This window comes from Natrinema sp. DC36 (genome assembly GCF_020405225.1).
Lineage (GTDB): Archaea > Halobacteriota > Halobacteria > Halobacteriales > Natrialbaceae > Natrinema.
Genome location: NZ_CP084472.1, coordinates 2,095,715 through 2,116,096, shown reverse-complemented (window position 1 = coordinate 2,116,096; position 20,382 = coordinate 2,095,715). Strand labels below are relative to the sequence as shown.

The 20,382-nt window shown below is 63.7% G+C and carries 22 protein-coding genes and 2 tRNA genes; 9 read left to right on the top strand and 15 right to left on the bottom strand.

The window, feature by feature from the left end; all coding sequences use genetic code 11:
• Together LDH74_RS11030 and LDH74_RS11025 are read right to left on the bottom strand one after the other, a co-directional pair.
• A complete protein-coding gene (locus LDH74_RS11030) occupies window positions 1–864 on the bottom strand; it encodes an electron transfer flavoprotein subunit beta/FixA family protein (protein WP_226038780.1) in 864 nt (287 codons plus the stop codon).
• 195 nt (window positions 865–1,059) lie between these two features.
• A complete protein-coding gene (locus tag LDH74_RS11025; RefSeq protein ID WP_226038779.1) occupies window positions 1,060–1,917 on the bottom strand; it encodes a polymer-forming cytoskeletal protein in 858 nt (285 codons plus the stop codon).
• A gap of 147 nt (window positions 1,918–2,064) precedes the next feature.
• On the opposite strand from LDH74_RS11025, the gene LDH74_RS11020 reads away from it, so the two are divergent.
• Entirely contained in the window at window positions 2,065–2,262 is a 198-nt protein-coding gene (locus LDH74_RS11020; protein WP_098726116.1) for a DUF5800 family protein, read from the top strand.
• 32 nt (window positions 2,263–2,294) lie between these two features.
• Here LDH74_RS11020 and LDH74_RS11015 read toward each other — a convergent pair whose 3' ends face one another.
• From LDH74_RS11015 to LDH74_RS11005, 3 genes are all read right to left on the bottom strand, one after another.
• Complete coding sequence (locus LDH74_RS11015) at window positions 2,295–2,858, bottom strand: DUF420 domain-containing protein (protein WP_226038778.1); 564 nt, start codon at window positions 2,856–2,858, stop codon at window positions 2,295–2,297.
• A 103-nt stretch (window positions 2,859–2,961) separates the two neighbouring features.
• Entirely contained in the window at window positions 2,962–3,210 is a 249-nt protein-coding gene (locus LDH74_RS11010) for a hypothetical protein (RefSeq protein WP_226038777.1), read from the bottom strand.
• A 499-nt stretch (window positions 3,211–3,709) separates the two neighbouring features.
• Window positions 3,710–3,794 (bottom strand) — tRNA-Leu (locus tag LDH74_RS11005).
• 234 nt (window positions 3,795–4,028) lie between these two features.
• On the opposite strand from LDH74_RS11005, the gene LDH74_RS11000 reads away from it, so the two are divergent.
• Window positions 4,029–4,787 carry a VTT domain-containing protein gene (locus tag LDH74_RS11000; RefSeq protein WP_226038776.1) on the top strand — a complete coding sequence of 253 codons (759 nt, stop codon included), beginning with the start codon at window positions 4,029–4,031 and terminating at the stop codon, window positions 4,785–4,787.
• Window positions 4,788–4,943: 156 nt separating this feature from the next.
• On the opposite strand, the gene LDH74_RS10995 is transcribed toward LDH74_RS11000, so the two are convergent.
• The 3 genes from LDH74_RS10995 to LDH74_RS10985 form a co-directional block, all read right to left on the bottom strand.
• Window positions 4,944–5,468: a response regulator gene (locus LDH74_RS10995; RefSeq protein WP_226038775.1), complete on the bottom strand. Its 525-nt coding sequence runs from the start codon at window positions 5,466–5,468 to the stop codon at window positions 4,944–4,946.
• Between the two features lie 107 nt (window positions 5,469–5,575).
• Window positions 5,576–5,803 (bottom strand): HVO_2523 family zinc finger protein, encoded by a 228-nt coding sequence (locus LDH74_RS10990; protein WP_226042586.1) that lies wholly within the window; start codon window positions 5,801–5,803, stop codon window positions 5,576–5,578.
• A gap of 129 nt (window positions 5,804–5,932) precedes the next feature.
• The gene (locus LDH74_RS10985; RefSeq protein WP_226038774.1) at window positions 5,933–9,079 is read right to left on the bottom strand and encodes an adenosylcobalamin-dependent ribonucleoside-diphosphate reductase; all 3,147 of its coding nucleotides are present in this window, start codon (window positions 9,077–9,079) and stop codon (window positions 5,933–5,935) included.
• A gap of 482 nt (window positions 9,080–9,561) precedes the next feature.
• Here LDH74_RS10985 and LDH74_RS10980 point away from each other — a divergent pair, with 482 nt between their 5' ends.
• A complete protein-coding gene (locus LDH74_RS10980; protein ID WP_098726120.1) occupies window positions 9,562–9,750 on the top strand; it encodes a hypothetical protein in 189 nt (62 codons plus the stop codon).
• A 66-nt stretch (window positions 9,751–9,816) separates the two neighbouring features.
• Here LDH74_RS10980 and trpG read toward each other — a convergent pair whose 3' ends face one another.
• The 4 genes from trpG to trpD are packed head-to-tail and all read right to left on the bottom strand — an operon-like array spanning window position 9,817 to window position 13,840.
• Window positions 9,817–10,479, bottom strand: a complete 663-nt coding sequence (trpG, locus tag LDH74_RS10975) for an anthranilate synthase component II (RefSeq protein WP_226038773.1) — start codon at window positions 10,477–10,479, stop codon at window positions 9,817–9,819.
• Window positions 10,476–12,161, bottom strand: coding sequence for an anthranilate synthase component I (gene trpE, locus LDH74_RS10970; RefSeq protein ID WP_226038772.1), 1,686 nt, complete (start codon window positions 12,159–12,161; stop codon window positions 10,476–10,478). The genes trpG and trpE overlap by 4 nt, the downstream gene beginning before the upstream one ends.
• A gap of 9 nt (window positions 12,162–12,170) precedes the next feature.
• The gene (locus LDH74_RS10965) at window positions 12,171–12,821 is read right to left on the bottom strand and encodes a phosphoribosylanthranilate isomerase (RefSeq protein WP_226038771.1); all 651 of its coding nucleotides are present in this window, start codon (window positions 12,819–12,821) and stop codon (window positions 12,171–12,173) included.
• On the bottom strand, window positions 12,818–13,840 hold the full coding sequence (gene trpD, locus LDH74_RS10960) for an anthranilate phosphoribosyltransferase (protein WP_226038770.1): 1,023 nt from the start codon (window positions 13,838–13,840) through the stop codon (window positions 12,818–12,820). The genes LDH74_RS10965 and trpD overlap by 4 nt, the downstream gene beginning before the upstream one ends.
• Window positions 13,841–14,030: 190 nt before the next feature.
• On the opposite strand from trpD, the gene LDH74_RS10955 reads away from it, so the two are divergent.
• The 5 genes from LDH74_RS10955 to LDH74_RS10935 all read left to right on the top strand — a co-directional run bounded on the left by LDH74_RS10955 (window position 14,031) and on the right by LDH74_RS10935 (window position 17,244).
• Window positions 14,031–14,105, top strand: a tRNA-Val gene (locus tag LDH74_RS10955).
• A 184-nt stretch (window positions 14,106–14,289) separates the two neighbouring features.
• The gene (locus LDH74_RS10950) at window positions 14,290–14,775 is read left to right on the top strand and encodes a hypothetical protein (RefSeq protein ID WP_226038769.1); all 486 of its coding nucleotides are present in this window, start codon (window positions 14,290–14,292) and stop codon (window positions 14,773–14,775) included.
• Between the two features lie 193 nt (window positions 14,776–14,968).
• The gene (locus tag LDH74_RS10945; RefSeq protein ID WP_226038768.1) at window positions 14,969–15,358 is read left to right on the top strand and encodes a hypothetical protein; all 390 of its coding nucleotides are present in this window, start codon (window positions 14,969–14,971) and stop codon (window positions 15,356–15,358) included.
• Between the two features lie 152 nt (window positions 15,359–15,510).
• Entirely contained in the window at window positions 15,511–16,689 is a 1,179-nt protein-coding gene (locus tag LDH74_RS10940; protein ID WP_226038767.1) for an inorganic phosphate transporter, read from the top strand.
• 126 nt (window positions 16,690–16,815) lie between these two features.
• A complete protein-coding gene (locus tag LDH74_RS10935; RefSeq protein ID WP_226038766.1) occupies window positions 16,816–17,244 on the top strand; it encodes a universal stress protein in 429 nt (142 codons plus the stop codon).
• Window positions 17,245–17,411: 167 nt separating this feature from the next.
• Here the strand turns inward: LDH74_RS10935 and LDH74_RS10930 are convergent, their stop codons facing one another.
• The gene (locus LDH74_RS10930) at window positions 17,412–17,669 is read right to left on the bottom strand and encodes a hypothetical protein (protein ID WP_226038765.1); all 258 of its coding nucleotides are present in this window, start codon (window positions 17,667–17,669) and stop codon (window positions 17,412–17,414) included.
• Window positions 17,670–17,839: 170 nt separating this feature from the next.
• Between LDH74_RS10930 and LDH74_RS10925 the strand changes: the two genes are divergently transcribed.
• Window positions 17,840–18,748 (top strand): AEC family transporter, encoded by a 909-nt coding sequence (locus tag LDH74_RS10925; protein WP_226038764.1) that lies wholly within the window; start codon window positions 17,840–17,842, stop codon window positions 18,746–18,748.
• A 78-nt stretch (window positions 18,749–18,826) separates the two neighbouring features.
• On the opposite strand, the gene LDH74_RS10920 is transcribed toward LDH74_RS10925, so the two are convergent.
• Window positions 18,827–19,507, bottom strand: a complete 681-nt coding sequence (locus LDH74_RS10920; protein WP_226038763.1) for a hypothetical protein — start codon at window positions 19,505–19,507, stop codon at window positions 18,827–18,829.
• Window positions 19,508–19,593: 86 nt separating this feature from the next.
• Entirely contained in the window at window positions 19,594–20,376 is a 783-nt protein-coding gene (locus LDH74_RS10915; protein ID WP_226038762.1) for a YihY/virulence factor BrkB family protein, read from the bottom strand.
• Window positions 20,377–20,382: the final 6 nt, after the last annotated feature.

Sequence of the window (20,382 nt, the reverse complement as noted above, 5' to 3'; positions counted from 1 at the left end):
TCAATCACCCGCCTCCGCGGCGTAGGGCTGCATCTCCTCGAGTACTTCGCTCATGCCGCCGTCGGGATCGATCATCGTCGCCTCCCGTTCCGAGGGCGCTTTGGGGATCGGATCGACCGACGAGACGATCGTCGGCGAGCCGTCGAGTCCGATGTAGTCGGGATCGAGCTTCAGGTCCTCGTGATCCCACGTCGTCAGGTACTCCTCGTGCTCGGCGGCTCGCTCCTCGGTTTCGGCTCGCAGCGCTTTGTGCGTCAGCCTGTGTGAGGCCTTTCGATACGTCGGCTCGAACTCGGGATCAGTGATGACGAAACAGGGTAAGGGCGCTTCGACCGTCTCGATCTCGTCGACATCGCCCTCGACGAGTCGTTTCGCGCGTAGCGTCCGTTCCTCGGGGTCGATGTCGAGCGCGACCACGTGGGTGACGATCGGCCAGTCCATCGCCCAGCAGGTCTGGGGACCGGTCTGTCCGGTTTCCCCGTCCGCCGTCTTGAAGCCCGCGAACACGATGTCGACGTCGGCGACGTTCTCCTGATAGGTCTCGAGGCCGGCGCTGAGCGTGATCGCCGTCGCCCACGTGTCGGAGGCGGCCAGCTCGCGGTCCGAGAGCAGGTAGCTGTCGTCGGTGTAGACCGTCTCCATCGCCCCTTTCAGGACGTCGGCATAGCCCGGCGGTCCCATACTCATGCCGGTGACGTGGCCGCCGTGGCGTACCTTCGTCTGCAGTGCAGCTTCGAGCGCGAGCTCGTCGTTCGGGTTCATCACCGTCGGCGTCTTCCCGCGCTCGAGATGGCCGTCCTCGTCGAACGAGACGGCACCCTCCGAGAAGTCCGGAACGCCTTTCGTCAGTACGATCGACCGCATGGATACCTCCGCCTGTGTGTGCCTTTATTTAGCATGCCTGTGTCACCCTATCATAGTATCAGTATTAAGAATAGGGGTGAATACCGCCGTCAAAACGTACTCTCCGCGTCGAACGCTTCCCGGACGGTTGCAATAACTCACATCGAGAGGGTCGGGTCGCTCCCCCGAGCAGCAAACGGACCGGAGAAATGCCGGTTACTCGCGTTCGCGTTCGGTCGTTCGCATCGTGATCTCGCCGTCGGCACGGATCGTGCCGTCGATCTCGGCATCGGGGCCGAGCTCGAGGTCGTCACAGGAGACGTCGCCGAGAATGCGAGCGTCACGGTCGATGGTGACGTCGCCGTCTCGAGTGGTCACGTCGCCGTGGATGCGGGTTCCGTCGCCGACGGTGACGTCACCGCGGGCTCGGAGGCTCCCGAAGACGTTGCAATCGGCACCGACGTCGATCGTCTCCGCGCGGACGTTGCCGTGAAGTCGGCAGTCGTCGCCGATCGTCGCGGGCGTCGAGACCCGCCAGGCGTCGTCGCCGACGGTCGCGTTCCGAGGAATGACGAGTGGCTCTGTATCCGGCTCGCCGTCTTCCTCGTCGACGAGTTCGGAGATGAGCCGTTGGGCGGCGTCTTCCTCGCCGATCAGGAGGAGGTGTTTGAGGTAGACGAAGAGCAACACGATCGTCGGCATCGGGTTCCGAATGACGATCCAGCCGTTGGCCTCGAACCCCTCCTCGATCTCGACGTCGTCGCCGATATCGAGGTCGCCCGCGACTTTCAGCTTCCCGCCGATGTGGACGCGCTCGCCGATGTAGGCGTCCTGTCCGACGAGCACGTTTTCCGCGACGTCACACCACATGTCGAGTCGGCAGTCGCCGTCGGCCTCGATCGCACCGCGAAACTCGGCGCTCTCGCCGGCCAGCACGTTTCGGCCGCGGACGCCGAACTCGATGGTCGAACGGCCGCCCACGAGGACGTCCCCATCCGTTACGAGGTCGCGTTCCTGGGCTTCCGTCCCGTCGGGAACGACGAGTTCGTCGAGCGGATCCCTGCTGAAGGCCACATTCGCATCCAAAGGGAGTACCACCTAATAAACCTCGCGCGTCGTCGGTCGTTCGTCTGACGCCCGTCTGCCGCGCCGATCGCTCGCCTCCTGCAGCCGCCGAACACAGTCGCCTCGCTTTTACACTCACGCTGCATACGACCAGCCATGACTACGCTCGCATTCGACGACGAGGGCGTCGACGTCGTCTACGAAGGCACCGAGTTCCGCCTCGAGCAGGAACTCATCGAGGAAGCAACAGAGAAGTCCTACTACGACGTGACCGACCACGAGGTGTTACAGATCGTCGCCGAACAGCCGAACCTGCAGGGCGAACCGCGCCGTATCGGCGATATTCTGGACTGAGTCGGTCGACCCGCGTCTTCGAACGGCTCTCCTCAGTAGATGACGTGAAGCAGTACGAACACGACGATCCCGAGCGAGAAGGAGATCAGCCACAGCGTCGCCGCGATCCGACCGACACGGGCGTGATTCGTTTCCGGCAGCTCCGCGACCGGACGGGAGAGCGCGAGCAACAGCGCGTAGTACAGCAGCGGAATACAGACGATCGCGAGCAGAATGTGGATCGCCAGGATCGGCAGGTAGACGAACTGTTCGATGGCCGCCGGTCCCGGAAAATCCTGCGGCCCACCGGTCACGGTCAGCCGGTAGAGATAGAGCGCGAGAAAGCTCGCGAACAGGCCGAAGGAGGACAGCATCGCGACCCGATGGCGATCGATCTCGCCGCGTCGGATCGCTCGCCAGCCGACCGTGATCGTCCCGATGGCGATCGCGCTGAGCACGGCGTTGACGAGCGGGATCGCGTCGACGACCCGCTCCGGTGCCGCCGGCACGCTCGAGGACGGAATTCGGCCGCCCGCGGCCGCGAAGACGACCGCCAGCGACACGACGCTCAACACGCCGGTGAGGAGGCGCACGCGCTCTCGAGGGACGTATTCCATGTGTGATTGTTCGAGCGGAACGGGAAAGTGGTTGCTCTCTCTGCTTGGCGACCCCGCGACGGAGGACGACAGCGCGGGGACCGACGGACCGCGACGGACTTGCCTACCTCGCAGCGGACCGCCGCTCGGATCGGCCCCGCATCAGGACGGACACGAGCAGGAGGACGAAATCGAATACGAGCGCCGCCACCATCCCGTACCGAATCAGGAAAACGATACCCGCGACCGCGGTGATCACCCCAGCGATTGCTGCGGAACCGTTTCCGGTGGCAGCAACGGACCGGTACACGTGGTATCCGACACCGAGCTGGAGGACGAACGCGACGAGACCGAACAGGGATATCGCGGGCATTCAACGGCAATTCAGAGAGGGACAGCATATACATGTCGGCAAATGGAACCCTTCAGGCGATCGAACCACCGCTCGTCGACCCACGGTTCAGACACACTCAGTCGATGGTCACCGCACTGTCGGCTGGGGGGCGCTGTTCTCTCGGCCTCGAGTCGTACCCGTCGCGATAGCCGAAGCCATCGCTCGTCGGGAGTAGCGTCGGTAAGGATTATGCGTGGGTGATGTCCTCGAAGGGAGATCACCTGCATCGGGTGTGGTGGACATCGTCCACCGGTGCGATGCGTGGGACCGGATTTGAACTTCCGTCGTTCCGCTTCGCTCCACGACGGCATTCGCGATCGGCTTCGCCAATCGCTCATCGGCGGACCCCTACGGGACAGCGCTCGGCTTCGAGAAACCAGTTGCTCGTCAATGTAGTGTCGGAAGGAATTATGCGTGGGTGATGTCCTCGGAGGGAGATCACCTGCATCGTAGTTGGCGGGATTCCCGCCGTGTGCGATGCGTGGGACCGGATTTGAACCGGCGGACCCCTACGGGACAGCGCCCTCAACGCTGCGCCGTTGGCCTGGCTTGGCTACCCACGCTCGCGGTCTCTGTCTGCACTCAATCGTATCCAGCGTGATTATAAAAGCCCTTTCCTTTGGGTCGGCGACTGCGGCCGTGTCCCACGGAATTGCGGCCGGCGAGTGACGGATACTCGACCCGCTCGTTTCGCGGGCGTCACCGATCACGGTCCCACCAGATTCGCTTGCTGTGCGGTCGTCAATCGAACCGCGAGAGACACAAAAGTTTCAGTACTCGAGCGAAATCATCGACCGATGTCGCTGTCGTCGGCTCGGACGCGCGCGCTCGTCGGTGCCATTATGGCCACCGCGATGGTCGCTGCGGGCCTCCTCGTCTCGCCGTCGACGACGCTCGGCGCCGTCGACTCGCTCACCGCGGATCCGCTCCTCTTCGGGCTCGTCGTCGCCGGCCTCTACCTCGTGCGGCCGCTACTCGCGTGGCCGACGACGCCACTCGCAGCCGTTGTCGGCTACGGCTTCGGCGTGGCCGTCGGACTCCCGATCGCACTTCTCGGCGTCGTCGTGACCGTGCTCCCCGTCTTCGTCGCCGCTCGCTGGCTCAGTTCGGACGACGCGTCGACGGCCCCCCACACTCGAGGCACTCCCTCCGAGAGCGAAGGCGATAGCAGCCGGCTCCTCGAGCGAGCCGGCGATACCGTCGCACGCTATTACGAGACGGCGGGACCGCTTCGGGGCGTTATCGCCTCGCGACTCGCACCGATTCCGTCGGATATCGCGACCTGTGCCGCCGCGGTCAGTGGCGTTTCGCTCCGTCAGTTCGTGGTCGGAACGGTGATCGGCGAACTTCCGTGGACGACCGCCGCGGTCGTCGTCGGTGCCTCGGCGGCGACGATCACCGCGAGCGGGGTCGGTGAACTCGGCGTGGCGTTCTCGCTCGTTTGTGCCGCCGCTGCCCTCGTCCTCCTCACCGGCCCCGCATACGGTACCGTCCGAACAGAACGTCGACCGGAACCGGACGAGACGGAGAATTCGGGACGATCGACGGACAGCTAACGCTCCGTTTCCGCGGTCTCCGACCTCGTCGTCGCGATACCCGAGGCTCCGATTTCGGAATCGTCGATCATTGGCGCTTCGAATCCGGTATCCGACAGGGGAGGGGAACTGCGTCGAGAGAATCCGTTCTGCAACCGGGAGCTATCGACCGGGCGGTTACTCCTCGTCGAGGCCTTCGACGAGCGAATCGCTCATCTCCTTTAGATCCGACTCGAGCTGTCGGTAGGCCTCGGTGTCGGTCAGCTCCTCGATGGACGCTTCGTCCTCTAACGTCTCCATCTTGTTCGAGATGGACTCGAGTTCCCGCCGGTCGTCGTCGCCGTAGCGCGCCTGGACCCGCAGGTTCTCGACGATCCGCGTGAGCTGGGTTCGCGTGACGGGTTTCGTGAGGTAGTCGTCGATGTCCAGTTCGACGATATCGAGCCCGGGATCGACCGCGGTCACCATGAGCACCCAGCAGTCGTAGCCCGTCGCTCGGATCTCCTCGAGCACCCGGTCGCCGGTGATGTCGGGCATGTGCCTGTCGAGCAGGACGATATCGATCGCGTCGCTCATTTGCTCGAGGGCGGTGGAGCCGTCGTAGGCGGTCACGACCTCGTAATCCTCGCCGACCCACATCGCGTAGAGGTCGGCGAGTTCCCGTTCGTCGTCGACGACGAGGATCGTCGGTTGCGCGGACATGTATTCGTTGTCCGAGACCACAGACCGCCGTCTTGTAGGGGTTCCGGGCGACTCACGGCTCGAGTCGGCTGCTGAAAGAGTCGATTCACCTCGAGAAAACCGCGATTTCAACGGAAGGGGTCGCTGCAATCGATGATGACCCCGTGCTGGGGACAGACGTACTTGCAGTGGCGTTTGTACATCGGGGCCTCGCAGTGCGGACAGCGCGGCGCACCGGTCGCTCGATCGTTCGAGCCGGCCGCGCCGGCACTACTGGCGTCGCCCACGTCGGCACCTCCAGCGGAACCGTCCGCGTCGGCACCACCATCCGATCCCGTTCCGCCGTCGGCAGTCATACACCAGCGTTCACACCGGGCGATGCTAAGTGTGGTGTTCCCGTGGGTCAGCGACGGAAAAGAGAGCAGAGAACACGAAGACGAGAAAAAACGGCAGAAACTACGGCGCAGAAACGGCCTTATCAGCGCTCAGCATTCCGACCAGCCGCAGCTATTGCAGGTTTTGCAGCCTTCGCTGAACTCGAGCGCGAGCGAGCCACAGTCGGGACACTCCGGCGACTCGCCGGCATCGATGAGGTCCTGCGTCGCGTCGTCAGCGTCGGCGTCCGCGGACGGACCGCCTTCCGCGGCGGCCGCACCGCCGTCTGTCTTGGGTCCGTCGTACTCGGCGGCGTCAACGTCGATGTCCGCATCGGCGTCGGCCGACTCCTCGAGCGTCTGCTGTTTCGGGTACGGCTTGTCGATCTCGTTCTCGAGGTATCGGCGCATCGCGGTGCCGATGGCGTCGGGGATGGACTGAATCTGTTCGCCCTTGTCCCAGGCCACCTTCGGCGAGCGAGTGCCACAGAGTTCGTCGACGATCTCCTCGGGGTCGACGCCCGAACGTAGCGAGGTCGAGATGACCTTCGCCAGCGCCTCGGTGAAGGAGTTCGTGAACCCACCGGAGTGGCCGATGTTCGCGAACAGTTCGAACGGCTGGCCAGTTTCGGGATCCTCGTTGATCGTCACGTAGATCTTTCCGTAGCCGGTGTCGATGCGCTGACTGACGCCCTGCAGCGCGTCGGGTCGCTCGCGCTTCTCGGTGAAGTCGACCTGAATCGGCTGGCGGCCGTCGCCGAGCAGCGAGTCGACGTCCTCCTCGAGGACGTCCGCAACCTCCTCGCTCTCGAGGAAGGCCTCGAGGCCGCCGAAGATCTCGTCGATCTGTTCGACCAGGGCCTGTGCGGCTTCGGTCTCGTCGGCGAAGTCGGCGTTGTCGGCGCGCGTCGTCAGCACCTGCTTCGATCGGGTGCCGTCGCGGTAGTAGGTGACGCCCTTGCCGCCGTTCTCGTAGACCCACTCGAAGACCTCCTTGGCGTCCTCGAGCGTGGAATCGTTGGGCGCGTTAACCGTCTTCGAGATGGCCGAGTCGACGCCGTTCTGGCAGGCACACTGCACCGCTGCGTGCTGTTTCGCCGAGACGTCCGACGTGATGACGAACAGTTCGCCGATCGCGTCAGGCACCGTCGAGAGGCCTTCGACGCCGTCGAACTGGTTCGTCGCCATCTGCTCCTGGGCCTCTTCCTTGACCGCGTTGATATCGATGTCGTTGTCCTCCAGGACGCGGAGGAAGTAGTCGTCGAACTCGACGAGCATCTCGTCGCCCTGCACGTCGTCGGTGACGTTCTTGTAGTAGGCGACGTTGTAGATGGGTTCACAGCCGCCGGTGGTGTTGCCGACCATCGAGGTCGTCCCGGTCGGCGCGATGGTCGTGACGTTGTGGTTGCGGATGGGGAAACCGTCTTCCCAGTCGTCGGCGTCCTCGCCGGTCTGGCGCTCGAACCACTCGCGGTACTCCGTCGGGTTGGCGTACTTGGACTCGTTCCAGTCGTTGAAGGAGCCGCGCTCTCGAGCGAGCTCGTGGCTCGTCGCCTTCGCGCCGTGGTTGATGTGGGTCATCAGCTGGCTGGCGACTTCGTTCCCTTCGTCGCTACCGTACTTGATCCCGAGCTGAACGTACAGCTGGGCCAGGCCCATGACGCCCAGACCGATCTTGCGCATGTCGCGGACCTTCTCCTCGATCTCCTCGACCGGGAAGTCCGACATCGTGACCACGTTCTCCAAAAAGCGGGTGCCGTACTCGATGCGCTCGTCGAACTCCTCGAAGTCGATGGCCTCCTCGAGGAAGGCCGCGACGGCCGCTTCTTGGCTGTCGTACTCGTCGCCGTGCTCGTCGGACCAGACGCGCCAGTCGGGGGCGTCGAGGTCTGCCAGCGTCGAGAGGTTGATGTGGCCGAGGTTACAGGCCTCGTACTCCTCGAGGGGCTGTTCGCCACACGGGTTGGTGGCGAGCATCCGGTGATCGTCTTGCTTCTCGACGTCGAAGGAGTGTTCCTTGTTCACTCGCTCGAGGTAGATGACGCCCGGTTCGCCGTTCTCGTGTGCGCCCTGTACGATGCGCTCCCAGACGAGTTCCGCCGGGATGGAGAGGGGTTCGCCGACCTCGACGTGCTCGCCGAGGTCGTACCGGCTGTACATCTCCTTGGTCTCCTCGGTGGCGATGTGGGGCTCTTCGGTCCGCGGGTTAGTGAAGGTGTACTCCTCGTCGTTCTGGACCGCTTCCATGAAGCCGTCGGTGACGCCGACGGAGATATTGAAGTTCGAGAGGTGACCCTCGACGGCGTTGCGCAGGTGCTTGGGGACGCGTCCGTCCTCGTCGATGAGGTCGCGGGCTTCCTCGAGGGCTTCCGAGAACGTGGTGTACGTGTAGTCGTCGGGGTCGTTTAGTCGCAGCGTGTGAGCGAGCGAGACGTCCTTGTTCTTGGCGTGGATGAACTCGATGACGTCGGGGTGCGAGACGCGCATGATACCCATCTGGGCACCGCGGCGGGTCCCGCCCTGCGCGATGGTCTCACAGAGCTGGTCGTAGGTTCGCATGAAGGTGATCGGACCCGACGCGATGCCGCCGGTCGAGCCGACCGAGTCGCCGTAGGGTCGCAGCTGCCAGAAACCGTAGCCGACGCCGCCGCCGGACTGGAAGACTTCGGCCGCCTTCTTGGCGGTCTCGTGGATGTCCGAGAGATCGTCGTCGGGCGACATAACGAAACAAGCCGAGAGCTGCTGGAGCTCGTTCCCGGCGTTCATCAGGGTCGGCGAGTTCGGCATAAAGGAGAGCGACTCCATCCCGTCGGTAAAGGTCTCGGCGACGTCCTCGACGTGGGTTCGGACCTCGTCTGGAAGTTCTGGAACGATCGTGTCGTAGGCGAACTTGTTGACGTTGCGCTCGGTGAGCGTCGTCTCGACGTCGTCGTCCGCGGTGACGCCTTCACCGAAGACCTCCGCGGCGAGTTCGTCCCGTCGCGGGTGGTCGGGCTTTAGCTGGTCGGGCGTGACGGTGATCTCGCGGTCGCGCTTCTCGGCCTCGTAGACGGCTTCGGCCAGCGCGATGTTCGTGCCGACGCGATCGAAGAGGTCCTCTTGCGTCTCGATCAGATCGCCGTTGGCGTCCTTCCGCAGATAGCGGGCCGGTAGAATGTTCTCGTAGGCGTTCTCCGTCAATCGCTCCGCCAAGGTGTCCCCGTCGGAGCGCTTGATCGGGAGCGTCAGATCCGCCGCGGAGAGTTCGACATCGCTCATGCGCGCGTCACCTCGTCGGTACACCGCTGGCGCACACCGATTCTGGCGTCAATCCGGGTCGTTGCTCTCATCATTCGTAACGAAGGTTCGGTATTCATGCATCCATCATAAAACGTGGTGTTGTTGTCCCACTTTTCTTGTAGTAATACAAATACAGTTGTAATGATGTCTCTGTAACCTATCGTTTCTCTTCCTCCCGCGGCCGCCGAGACGGCCGCCTGTGTGGTCACTACGTCCTACGTCGCCGACCGCCTTAACGATTTTCAGACCGGACTGAAAGTGACTGTGAGCGACGAGAATCCGTCGTCTTCACGCGATTTTCTCTTTCACGGCTATTTCCGTGGGACGGGTTGACACCGTCGCTCACGTCTCTCCCTGAGCGCCGCTCGAGGCAATTATCGATCATCGCACGAGTCTGTCACTGTCGAAATTCATTCACGATATCCAGAAAGATTACGTCCCTGCAGTACACTGGGTCGCATATGATCGAAGCACTGACATCGGGGCCGACGATCCTCCTCGTACTGGCCGGACTGGCTGCCTTCGCCGTCGCCGTCGTCGCAATCAAAATCGCGATCAAACTGGCCGTCCGCATCGGCATCGTGGCCGCCGTCGTCCTCGCCGGGCTCTATGCCGCCGGGTTCACCGACCTGTCGTTTCTGCCGTTCTAGACCGCCGGCGTACTGCGCTGTCCGCTCTCGGCATACCCTTGCCGCCCCACGCGGTCGGTCCGCCGTTCAGACCGACTCGAGGAAGTTTTCGATGATATCGTGTCCGACGGCCGTGAGCACGCTCTCCGGATGGAACTGGACGCACTCGAGGGGATGCTCGCGGTGGCGCACGCCCATCACGAGCGTCCGTTCGCCGTGTTCCGCGGTCGCCGACACCTCGAAACAGTCGGGGACCTCGGTCGCGATCAGTGAGTGATAGCGACCGGCGCGAAAGCCCTGCGCTAAGCCCTCGAAGACGCCGTCGCCGTCGTGGTCGACCGCTGAGGCCTTCCCGTGGATCGGTTCGGGTGCACGGCCGATGGTCCCGCCGTACTCGTAGACGGCGGCCTCGAGGCCGAGACAGACGCCGAGCGTCGGCACGTCGGGAGAAACCTCCCGGAGCACGTCCATCGTGACGCCGACGTCGCGGTCGTGTTTCGGATGGCCCGGGCCCGGACTGATGACGATCGCGTCGGGATCGACGGCGCGCACGGCCTCGAGCGACGCCGTATTCTTCAGGACCTCGGTTTCGGTGCCGGGCAGTTGGCTGACGTACTCGACGAGGTTGTACGTAAAGGAGTCGTAGTTATCGACGAACAGGACCGTCAGCGGATCCGCATCCTTCTTCCCGTTTTCATCTCCGTCCCCGTCCGTGTCGGCGTCCAGCTCGTCGGTCGTGGTCGCACTCATCGACTCACCTCTGCCGTCGCATCGGGTTCGTCGTCCGAACTCGGGGCGTCGTCACCGGCCGGCAGTTCGATCGCCTCGAGCGCCGCGAGAACGCCGCCCATCTTCTGCTCGGTTTCCTCGTACTCGGCGGTGGGATCGCTGTCGGCGACCAGCCCCGCGCCGGCCTGGACCGTGATTCGATCGCGGTCGCCCTCGTCCTCGACGGTCGCCGTTCGGATCACAATCGCGAAGTCCGCGTCGCCGGTCCACGAGTAGTAGCCGACGCCGCCGCCGTAGAGGCCGCGGGGGTCGGACTCGAGGTCGTCGATGATCTCCATCGCTCGGATCTTCGGCGCGCCCGAGAGGGTGCCGGCGGGGAAGGACGCTCGAGTCGCGTCGAACGCATCCGAGTCAGCAGCCAGTTTCCCGGTCACCGTCGACTCGATGTGCTGGACGTGGCTGTACTTGAGGACGTTCATGAACTCGTCGACGCGGACCGATCCCGGCTCCGAAACCCGGCGAACGTCGTTTCGTGCGAGGTCGACCAGCATCGTGTGCTCGGCTCGTTCCTTCCCGTCGGCCAGCATCTCGCCCGCGAGCCGGCGGTCCTCGACGGGGCTCGAGCCGCGGTCGCAGGTGCCGGCGATTGGGTTGGACATGACCTCGCGCCCGCGGACGGAGATCAGCGTTTCGGGGCTGGCGCCGACGACGGTGAGCTCATCGTGATCGAGCAGGTACATATACGGCGACGGGTTCACGTCCCGCATGGCCTCGTAGAAGCCGAGCGGGTCGACGTCTCCGTACAGTTCCCGCGTCCGGGAGATGACGCCCTGATAGATGTCGCCGTCGAGGACGTGCTCTTTGGCTCGACGGACGCTCTCCTCGTAGTTCGCCTTCGAGCCCGCGATCTCGTCTTCGCGGACGAACCCGCCCGTCTCGGGCCGCTCGGCGTCGCGCAGCGTCGCCGCCACCGTAGCGGCTTCGTCCCGGAGCGCGTCGTATACCTCGTCCGGATCGTCGTCGGCCTCGAGGACGGGCGTGAAGACCAGCGAGAGCGTGCCGTCGCGTTCGTCGAACGCCAGCGTCTTCGTCGTCAGGAGGAACTGTGCGTCCGGGAACCGGGAGTCGGGCCGCTCGCAGCCGACCTCCTCGAGCCAGAGGTCGTAGACCGCGTCGTAGGCCAGGAAGCCGACCAGCCCGCCCTCGAGGTGCTGGCGGTCGTGGTCGGGCATGTTCGCGAGACGGACGTCCGGCATCGCGGCTCGAAGCGCGTCGACGGTATCTCCGTCGGCTTCGGATTGCATCGCCGCGATCGGCGCGTCCTCTGAGAGGGCCTCGACGGTCGCCTCGCCGGAGTCGACCGTCACGACGGCCTCGGGATCGTATCCGACGTAGGAGTATCGGGCGTGGCGTTCGGCGTCCGCAGCACTCGGTCGGAAGGCTCCATCCGGGTCGCTCGAGGCGGTCTTCTCGGCGCTCTCGAGCAGGAAGGCGTACGGCGCGCGCTCGCGGTCGCTCGCGGCCGTTCGGCCGGTAAGCGCCGCGTAGGCAGCGAGCGGGGTCGTCTCGACGTCGAGCGTGGCGACGGTGCGAACGACGGTGGGTCGATCCGAGCGATCGGCGCTCGACCCCGCGTGCTCGCGGAACGTCTCCCGGTCCATGTCGACCGTCGGCTCGGATACGGTGGCGGTAGAGTCGTCCATGTGAGTCAGTTACGGCTGTGCCGGTCGGCGGGCGTTCTTCGCTCGGTCGACGAACGATCGCACGGCGTCGATGTCCTTGACGCCGCCGCGTTCCTCGACGCCGCTGGCCACGTCGACGGCGAACGGGTCGACGGTCCGGACCGCGTCGCCGACGTTCTCGGGCGTGAGTCCGCCCGCGAGGATCAGCGGCGACTCGAGGTCCGCAGCGGCCAGCCGCGTCTGCTCCCAGTCGTGGGTTCGACCGGTTCCGCCGCCGCCGTCCTCGGCCGCCGTGTCCACGACGAGTCCATCGACGATGTCGTCGTAGGTCTCGGCGGTCGTCGCGTCGTCGGCGTCGACCGCGAGCAGGATTTCGGCCTCGAGTTTCGCGCGCAGGTACGCGAGGTCACCGACCCGAATGTCGCTGTGAATCTGAATCGCGTCGGGTTCGATCGTCTCGACCAGTTCGATCGCCTCCTCGGGCCCCGATGGCATCGTCACGAGAACGCTCGTCACGAACGGCGGCGTCGCCGCCGCAAGCGCCGTCGCTCGCTCGATCGAGACCTCCCGCGGGGTGTCGACCGGGACGTCACAGATGATGCCGACCGCGTCCGCGCCCGCCTCGACCGCCGCCTCGAGGTCGGATTCGGTGGTCAGCCCGCAGACCTTGACGCGGGTCATCGCTCCTCCCCTGCCGGCGCCGCCGTCGCGCCGCGGAGCCGGTCGAGTTTCCGCGCCGCGGAGCCGGAGTCGATCGCCTCGCGGGCCGCGTCGGCACCCGCCTCGAGCGAGTCCGCTTCGCCGGCAACGTAGATCGCCGCGCCGGCGTTCGCGAGGATGACGTCCCGCTTCGCACCCGTGACATCGCCCTCGACGATCCCGCGCATGTCGGTTGCGTTTTCCTCGGGCGAGCCGCCGGCGATATCGTCAATGTCGTGCGTCGCAAGTCCGAGGTCGCTCGGCTCGAGCGTGTACTCCGCGACGGAATCGCCGTCGACTTCTGCAACGCGCGTCTCGCCGTGAATGGCGATTTCGTCGGTGCCCGCACCGTGGACGACCAGCGCACGGTCGACGTCCATTCGGGACAGCGCGTCCGCGAGGACGGGGACGAGCTCCGGATCGTAGACGCCGACGATCTGCGCGTCGGCCCCGGCCGGATTCGTCAGTGGGCCGAGCACGTTGAAGATCGTCCGCATCCCGAGCTCCTTGCGCGGCCCGATGACGGCCTTCATCGCCGGGTGGAACACCGGCGCGAGCATGAAGCCGATGCCGTCGTCCTCGATGGCCTCCTCGACGGCCGGCGGTTCGGCCTCGACGTTCACGCCGACTTCCTCGAGCACGTCGGCGCTGCCCGATGACGACGAAACCGAGTAGTTGCCGTGCTTGGCGATCGGAACGCCGGCTCCGGCTGCGACGATGGCGCTCGTCGTCGAGACGTTGATCGTGTCGTAGTCGTCGCCACCCGTTCCGCAGGTGTCGACCAGCGGCTCCCGGTCGGGATCGATCGTTCTGGCCGCGTCGCGCATTCCCTCGGCGAACCCGGCGATTTCGGCCTCCGTTTCTCCTTTCGCGCGCAGCGCCGCCAGCAGCGCGCCGATCTGTGCTTCCGTCGCACCCTCGAAAACGGCCGTCGACGCCGCTCGAGCGTCCGATTGCGCGAGGTCCGTCCCGTCCGTCACTCGTTCGACGTATTCCTGCATAGTGAACACCAATGTACGTAGTTGTCTTACAATGACCAAATGAGTACATAGACTTAAGCGTATCGTCCCGGCGCATGGGGGCGACTCGCGTACGGCGGTCGATTCGAAACCTTCAATTGTAGTGGCGGGCAACGATTGAGTGCAGACAGCGTGACGACGCGTGTCGGGCTGTGTGAACGCGAAACCAGGCGGGTTGGTAGTCTAGTCTGGTTATGACACCTCCTTGACATGGAGGAGATCGGCAGTTCAACTCTGCCCCAACCCACTACGCTTCCTGCGGACGATTTTCCGAGCAGCGTATTTGTTTGTTATCGGTAGAAAGGAACACGGTTTCTTTATTCAGAGTGTTGCGTGAAACCCGCAATAAGTATAGGCGGTAAACATAACACTCAATACACCGATTCTTAAGGTTGGTAACACTTTTCGGGTCAGAAGTGTAATTCGAACTAATGGATTCAGACTGGGTGCTCATTCCACTTGGGTTTCTTGCCTGTGTACTCCTTGTTGGGGCGGGTCTATTCCTCGTGTTCCAGATTCAGCCTGATACGCCGGGCGGTAATTCGGATTTTGATAGTTACCCCGTTGGTCCCGAGAAACCAATCCCATTGAACTCCTCAAATGTCGTAGACTATACTGTTACTTACGAAGAGCGCCTTTTCTATAACGACATACTTGAGCATAATAATAACAGTCTCTATGACGATGAAGGAGTGATAACTAACTGTACCTCTATCTCAACCTCAAACGATAGTACGGATGGATTTCACGTCCAGTTAGAGTGTCGAGGCGGTGTTACAGACTCATCTCAACTGGCTGAATCGGAGGAGTTCATGTACTCAGTCACCTACCGTGTAACGACTAATACAACACAACAGACTGAGTTCCAAAATTATCCCTTTGACAAGGACAGACAGTTCAATAGAGAAGAGAATTAACTTAATAGTAGCTGGTAATCCCGTTCCTTTACTCAAAATTGGATATTGCGTTGGGACCCAAAGGATTTCCTCAAGCCCCTCTAAGGACGGACAAGGACATGATGTTCCACCCGTATCGGTTCGGGAAACACGAGCAGGGCCCTGTCTCCCAATCTGGGCCCAGAGAAATCGCTTCCGGGGGGATCTTCCAGCCATGAATTCGCGGCAGGTCGACGCTGTCATCGACCTCTTGTACGGGGTGTTGATCTTTGTCTCTATCCTGTTGATCGTCACGGTAGGATCCGAAATCGGTCTCGCCTTCGGGTTCGGCGTCTTGGTTTCCTACGCGGTTCACGTCGTCTGGAAGATGGCGCGCTTCGATCCCGACTGGATGACCACGGCCGTCGAGGAGGCCGTCGACCAGACCGTGGGGGAGACGGTCGAAGAGGCGGTCGGACAGAGCGTCGAGGAGCAGGTCGGCATCGTCCAGGAACAGATCGAGTCCGTCGAGCGACGCGTCGAGCGTCTCCCGCGGGAAGACGAGGTTGAGGAGTTGATCGAGGAGACCGTCGAGGATGACGCGCAAGGCCGATCGGATAGCTGATCACACTCTCCGGATACCGGCTCGCATCACGAGTTGCGACTGAACGACATCCGTTGTCAGTCCGTATCTCACGGTACAGACAGTTTTTCGACGCTAAGAGACGGCACAATAACTATGAGTCTATCTCCGTAATATCCTAGCGAGAGGATACCATGGTCGCTGTATTGGTTCTCGTCGGCGTCTTCGTCGCGGTTTTCGTCGGGTACAACGTCGGCGGTGCGACGACGGGTCCGGCATTCGGCCCGGCGGTCGGTGCCGACGCGATCTCGAAGACGTGGGCAGCCGCACTGATGACGATTTTCTTCTTCGTCGGTGCCTGGACGATCGGCCGTCGAGTCGTCGACACGCTCGGGACTGAACTGGTCCACGACCCCGGCGTCTTCACGCTGGAAGCGAGTATCGGCGTCCTCTTTTTCATTGGACTGGCGCTGTTCATCGGGAACTTCTTCGGTGTCCCCGCCTCGACCTCGATGACGGCTGTCGGGGCGATCGCGGGACTCGGCCTCGCGGGCGGGGAACTGAATTGGGCGGTGATGGGCGAAATCGCCGTCTGGTGGCTCGTCGCTCCTTTCATCGGCTTCTGGATATCGCTGATCATCGGCCGGTACTTCTACGCGTATCTCAATCGGATGGTCGCCATGGAGCGAAGCGAGGGACCACTCCTCACGGTCGATCGCTCTCGCGCCGTCCCGGTTCCCGCCGCGAGCGAAACCACGAGCCGGCGCGAGTTGAGCGGCGTGTTTACCGTCATCGTGATCGGCTGTGTGATGGCGTTCAGCTCCGGCACCTCCAACATCGCGAACGCGATCGCCCCGCTGGTCGGCAGCGGTGCACTCGAAATGAATCCCGCTATCGTCATCGGCTGTCTAGCCGTCGGCATCGGCACGTTCACTATCGCCCGGCGGACCCTGGAGACGATGGGTAACGACCTCACCGAACTCCCGCTGACGGCGGCTATCGTGGTCGCGACCGTCAGCGCCACGCTGGTGACCTTCCTGTCCTGGATCGGGATCCCGGCGAGCTTCGTCGTGATCGCGACGATGTCGATCATCGGCCTCGGCTGGGGACGGGCAACCCGTCCAGTCACAGTCCTCGAATCCGTCCGCAGGGAACAAGCGGCGAAGCTCTCCGTCGGGGCACTGGCCGCCGACGAGGAGGGCGAGAAATTACCGTCGATCGGCCAAGAAAATCCCGCGGACGTTCCGTCTGCGTCGGATTTGTTCGATCCTGCGACGACCGGCCGTGTCGTTCTGATGCAGAACGTCGTCCCGGCAATCGCAACACTCGGGGCGTACCTGACCTTCCGGTTCGTCCCCGTCTTCGGGATCTGAATTCTATCAGCTATGGATTATTGAGCTACTGATCTCTCCCACACTCACGATTGCTCTAGTGTCTTTCCATTCGTCAGGTCGTTCCCCCTACAAGGCTTTATTCAGGTCTTCGTTGTAGCGTTCGTCATGGTTTCACGCGTTCTCGTTCCGATGGACGGCTCAGAGATAGCGGGGCAGGCACTCAGGTATGCACTTGAAGTCCATTCAGACGCGGAGATAACTGTCTACCATGTCGTTGGCACTCCATCGATGATGATGGGCAGCGCAGTGGGTCTTGCATTAGAAGAGGACCTCGAAGCAACCGCTGAGGAACGGGCCGAACCGATCTTCGATCGGGCCCGCGATATTGCTGCTGAGTATACCACTGAGATAGAGACGGACATCGGTTTAGGTCACCCAACGCGAGCAATCGTAAATCGTGCTGAAAACTACGACGCGATTGTAATGGGGGCTCATGGAGAGCACAGTGAGGGTATCATACGAAGTTTTCTAGTAGGAAACATCGCAAAGACGGTATTCGAACGGTCACCTATCCCGGTAACGACTGTTCGGTAGTACGTGTCCTCTGAACGGTCCCAGATGACGGACAAAGAACTACCCGCCGTGCTACATCGTCTCCTTGTACTGAACGATCACCGCCTCCCCGCCCTGAAGGGCGAGGTTTTAGCCTCGTGACCTCCATAATTCGAGCTCGCCGACACTTCCCTCTGTCAGTCTCGAGCTCACGCGTCGTCCTCCCAGTCGGTGAAACAGTCGGCGGGCTCGACATCTCGTATCGCATCCGAGCCCTCGCTCGGAATGTGACGAAAGCAGCGCGGTTCGCCCTCCGTCTCGGCGATCCACGCCGCCTCGTCGCCGCAAACCGCACAGTTCGGAGCGCCGCCGACTCGCAGCGCGAACCACCAGCGAAGGCGCTGCAGTCGGTTTCGGAGCCCCGCTCTGATTCGGGTCGGAATGTCCGAAAGAGTGTTCTCGGTCACTGTGATTCGATCCCCTCGAGACGTTCGACATCGTCCAGCGCCATGAACGTTTGATCGTATCGCGACGCGGTCATCGCTTTCGGTCTCGAGTCAGTTGGGCCAGCGGACTCCCCATCATCCCGTCGCTCGAAATCGAACGGTACAAACCCGCGAGTCGGCTCGAGCGGGATATGGAAGTCGTCGGTCGGCTGCTGGCGTTGCTCGTCGTGTTGCTGATCGGGGCTGGACTGCGGACGACCAGGATCCTCGACCGGCGGCGGACTGAACTGCTGAACGCCTTGGCCTACTACGTCGCGCTGCCGGCGCTCATCTTCGTCTCCACCTACAACCGGTCGATCGGGGAGCTCCTTTCGCCGGCGCTGCTCGGGGGACTGCTCTTCGTGCTGTTCGCGACCGCTGGACTCGCCGCGCTCGTCCACCGAAATCGCGACTCGAGCGCCCGGCGGAGCGTTGCGATCGTCCAGTCCTACCACTCGAATCTGGGCTATCTCGGACTGCCGCTGGTCGCCGCGACGTTCGACGCGTCGGTGACGGCGATCGCGAGCGTCGTGCTGGGCGTCGTGACGCTGGCGCAGTTGCCGCTGACGATTCTCGTCCTCTCGACGCTCAACGGAGCCGACGCCTCGATCGCGCGCGAACTCCGCGGACTCGCGACGAACCCCATCCTGGCGACGCTGATCGCCGGCCTCGCGGTCGGCTCTCTCGAGATCTCGATCCCGTCGTCCGCCGCGACCGGTCTCGATGCGGTCGGCTCGCTCGCCCTGCCCGTCGCGTTGCTCTGCGTCGGAGCGTCCCTGCAGGTCGACGTGCCCTCGATCGACGTCGGGGCGACCGCCGCCGTCGTCGCGCTCAAGATCTGCCTGATGCCCGCCCTCGCGTGGGCCGTCTTCTCCGCGCTCGCCGTCGATCCCGCGACGTTTACCGCCAGCGTCGTGATGCTCGGCACGCCGACCGCCGTCTCGACGTTCGTCTTTGCGAGCGAACTCGGCGGCGACCGGGAGTTCGCGTCGCTGAACGTCTTCGTCACGACGCTGGCCTCCGTCGCGACGCTGTTCGTGCTGATCACACTGGTCAGCTAACGGGCTGGGGTCGGTTTCGAATTCACTCATCGACTCTCGAGTGGCGATGAGACCGATCCGGACCGATGAAGCCGTCCACTACCGCGAAAAGAATTGCTTGAGTCGGCCGAGCAAGCCGGCTCCGTCGTCGGAATCGGCGGAGTCGTCGCTCGTTTCGGCAGCCGCGTCGGGGTCGACCGACCCGGCGAGGGGTCCGGCGTCGGCGGGCACGTCGGTATCGACGCCGGAGCCGCTGGCACCCGACTGTGCCGTCTCGAGGTCGTCCATCGAGAGGTCGATATCGTCGATCTCCGGGGTCGACCCGCGGCCGTCGCCGGCCTCGGCTGCCCGGACGTCCGCGCCGGTGACGGTGCCGTCGTCGACGCGGGTCGCGAGGTCCTCGAGCGACGCGTCGTCGGGAAGCGACGAGGCTGCCGCATCGACCGATGCCGTGTCGCTCGCGTTCGCCCCTTCACCGGATCGGGATGCAGTGTCGTCGGTCGTCGGTTGATCGGCCGTCGTTCCGTCGGCCTCGTCGACCGGGGTCGTGACGGTGTCACTCGGTTCGTTCGTCGTGGTCGGCTCGTCGCTCGAGTCCGTCGACTCGGCCGTCGTCGCGTCGAGCGAGTCGAGGATGTCATCGACGCTTTGCTCGGAGACGACGCGCCGGGGGCCGCCGCTCGGCTCGAGGGCCTCGCTCGAGCCATCATCGGCCTCGACGTCGTCGGCCGCGCCGGGGTCGTCGGTCGCGGCGGTGGAGGGTGATCGCTCGTCGCTCATGGTCGTGGTCTGTCGCTGCCGGGGACATAATCTTTCCCCTGTGCGGGCGATACAGAAAACGGGCTCGGTGACGCTATTTCCGGCCGCTATTCCGCGACCGCGGGGCGCGATCGGACGATGTTGAGAACGGCACCGACGAGGATGATGATGCCGGCGAAGTAGAGCCAGGTGACGAACAGGAGGACCGCACCGACGGCGCCGTACGCCTCGTACTGGCCGGCGTTCGACGCGTAGAGCTGAAACCCGATCTGGAGGACCGTCCAGCCGACGGCGGCGAAGACCGCGCCGGGGACGATCTCACTCAGTTCGACGGGTATCGGCGGCAGCACGTAGTAGATCGGCAGGAAGACGAGGACGAGCCCACCGAGCAGGACGATCCAGCCGAGCAGGCCGGCGAAGGGAACAGAGTCGGCGACGATCCGGAGCATCGCGCCGATTCCGATCATGAGCGCAAGCGCACCCGCGCCGGCGACGATCACGGTGAGGCCATCCCTGATCTGGTCGACGATCGAGTCCTCGGCCACCTCGTCGTAGACCTTGTCGAACGCCAGGCTCAGTCCGCGAAAGACCTTGAGTGCACCCCACGTGGCGACGACGAACGCGACCACAGTCGCCTCCGCGCGCCCGGATTCCGTCGTGAGCGCCGCGGTGACCAGTTCCTCGCCGGCCGCCGGGAGGAAGTCGCCGGCGACGGTGATCAGCCGCTGGGCTGCCTCCTCGCCGCCGACCAGCGAGCCGACGACGAGCGCGAGCAGGATCAGCGGGATCAGCGAGACGAACGCGTAGTAGGCGAACCCGGCCGCGAGAAAGGTCAGATCGCGGTCGCTCGCCGTCCGGTAGATACTGGTGAACGTCTCTGGAACCTTCATATGGAA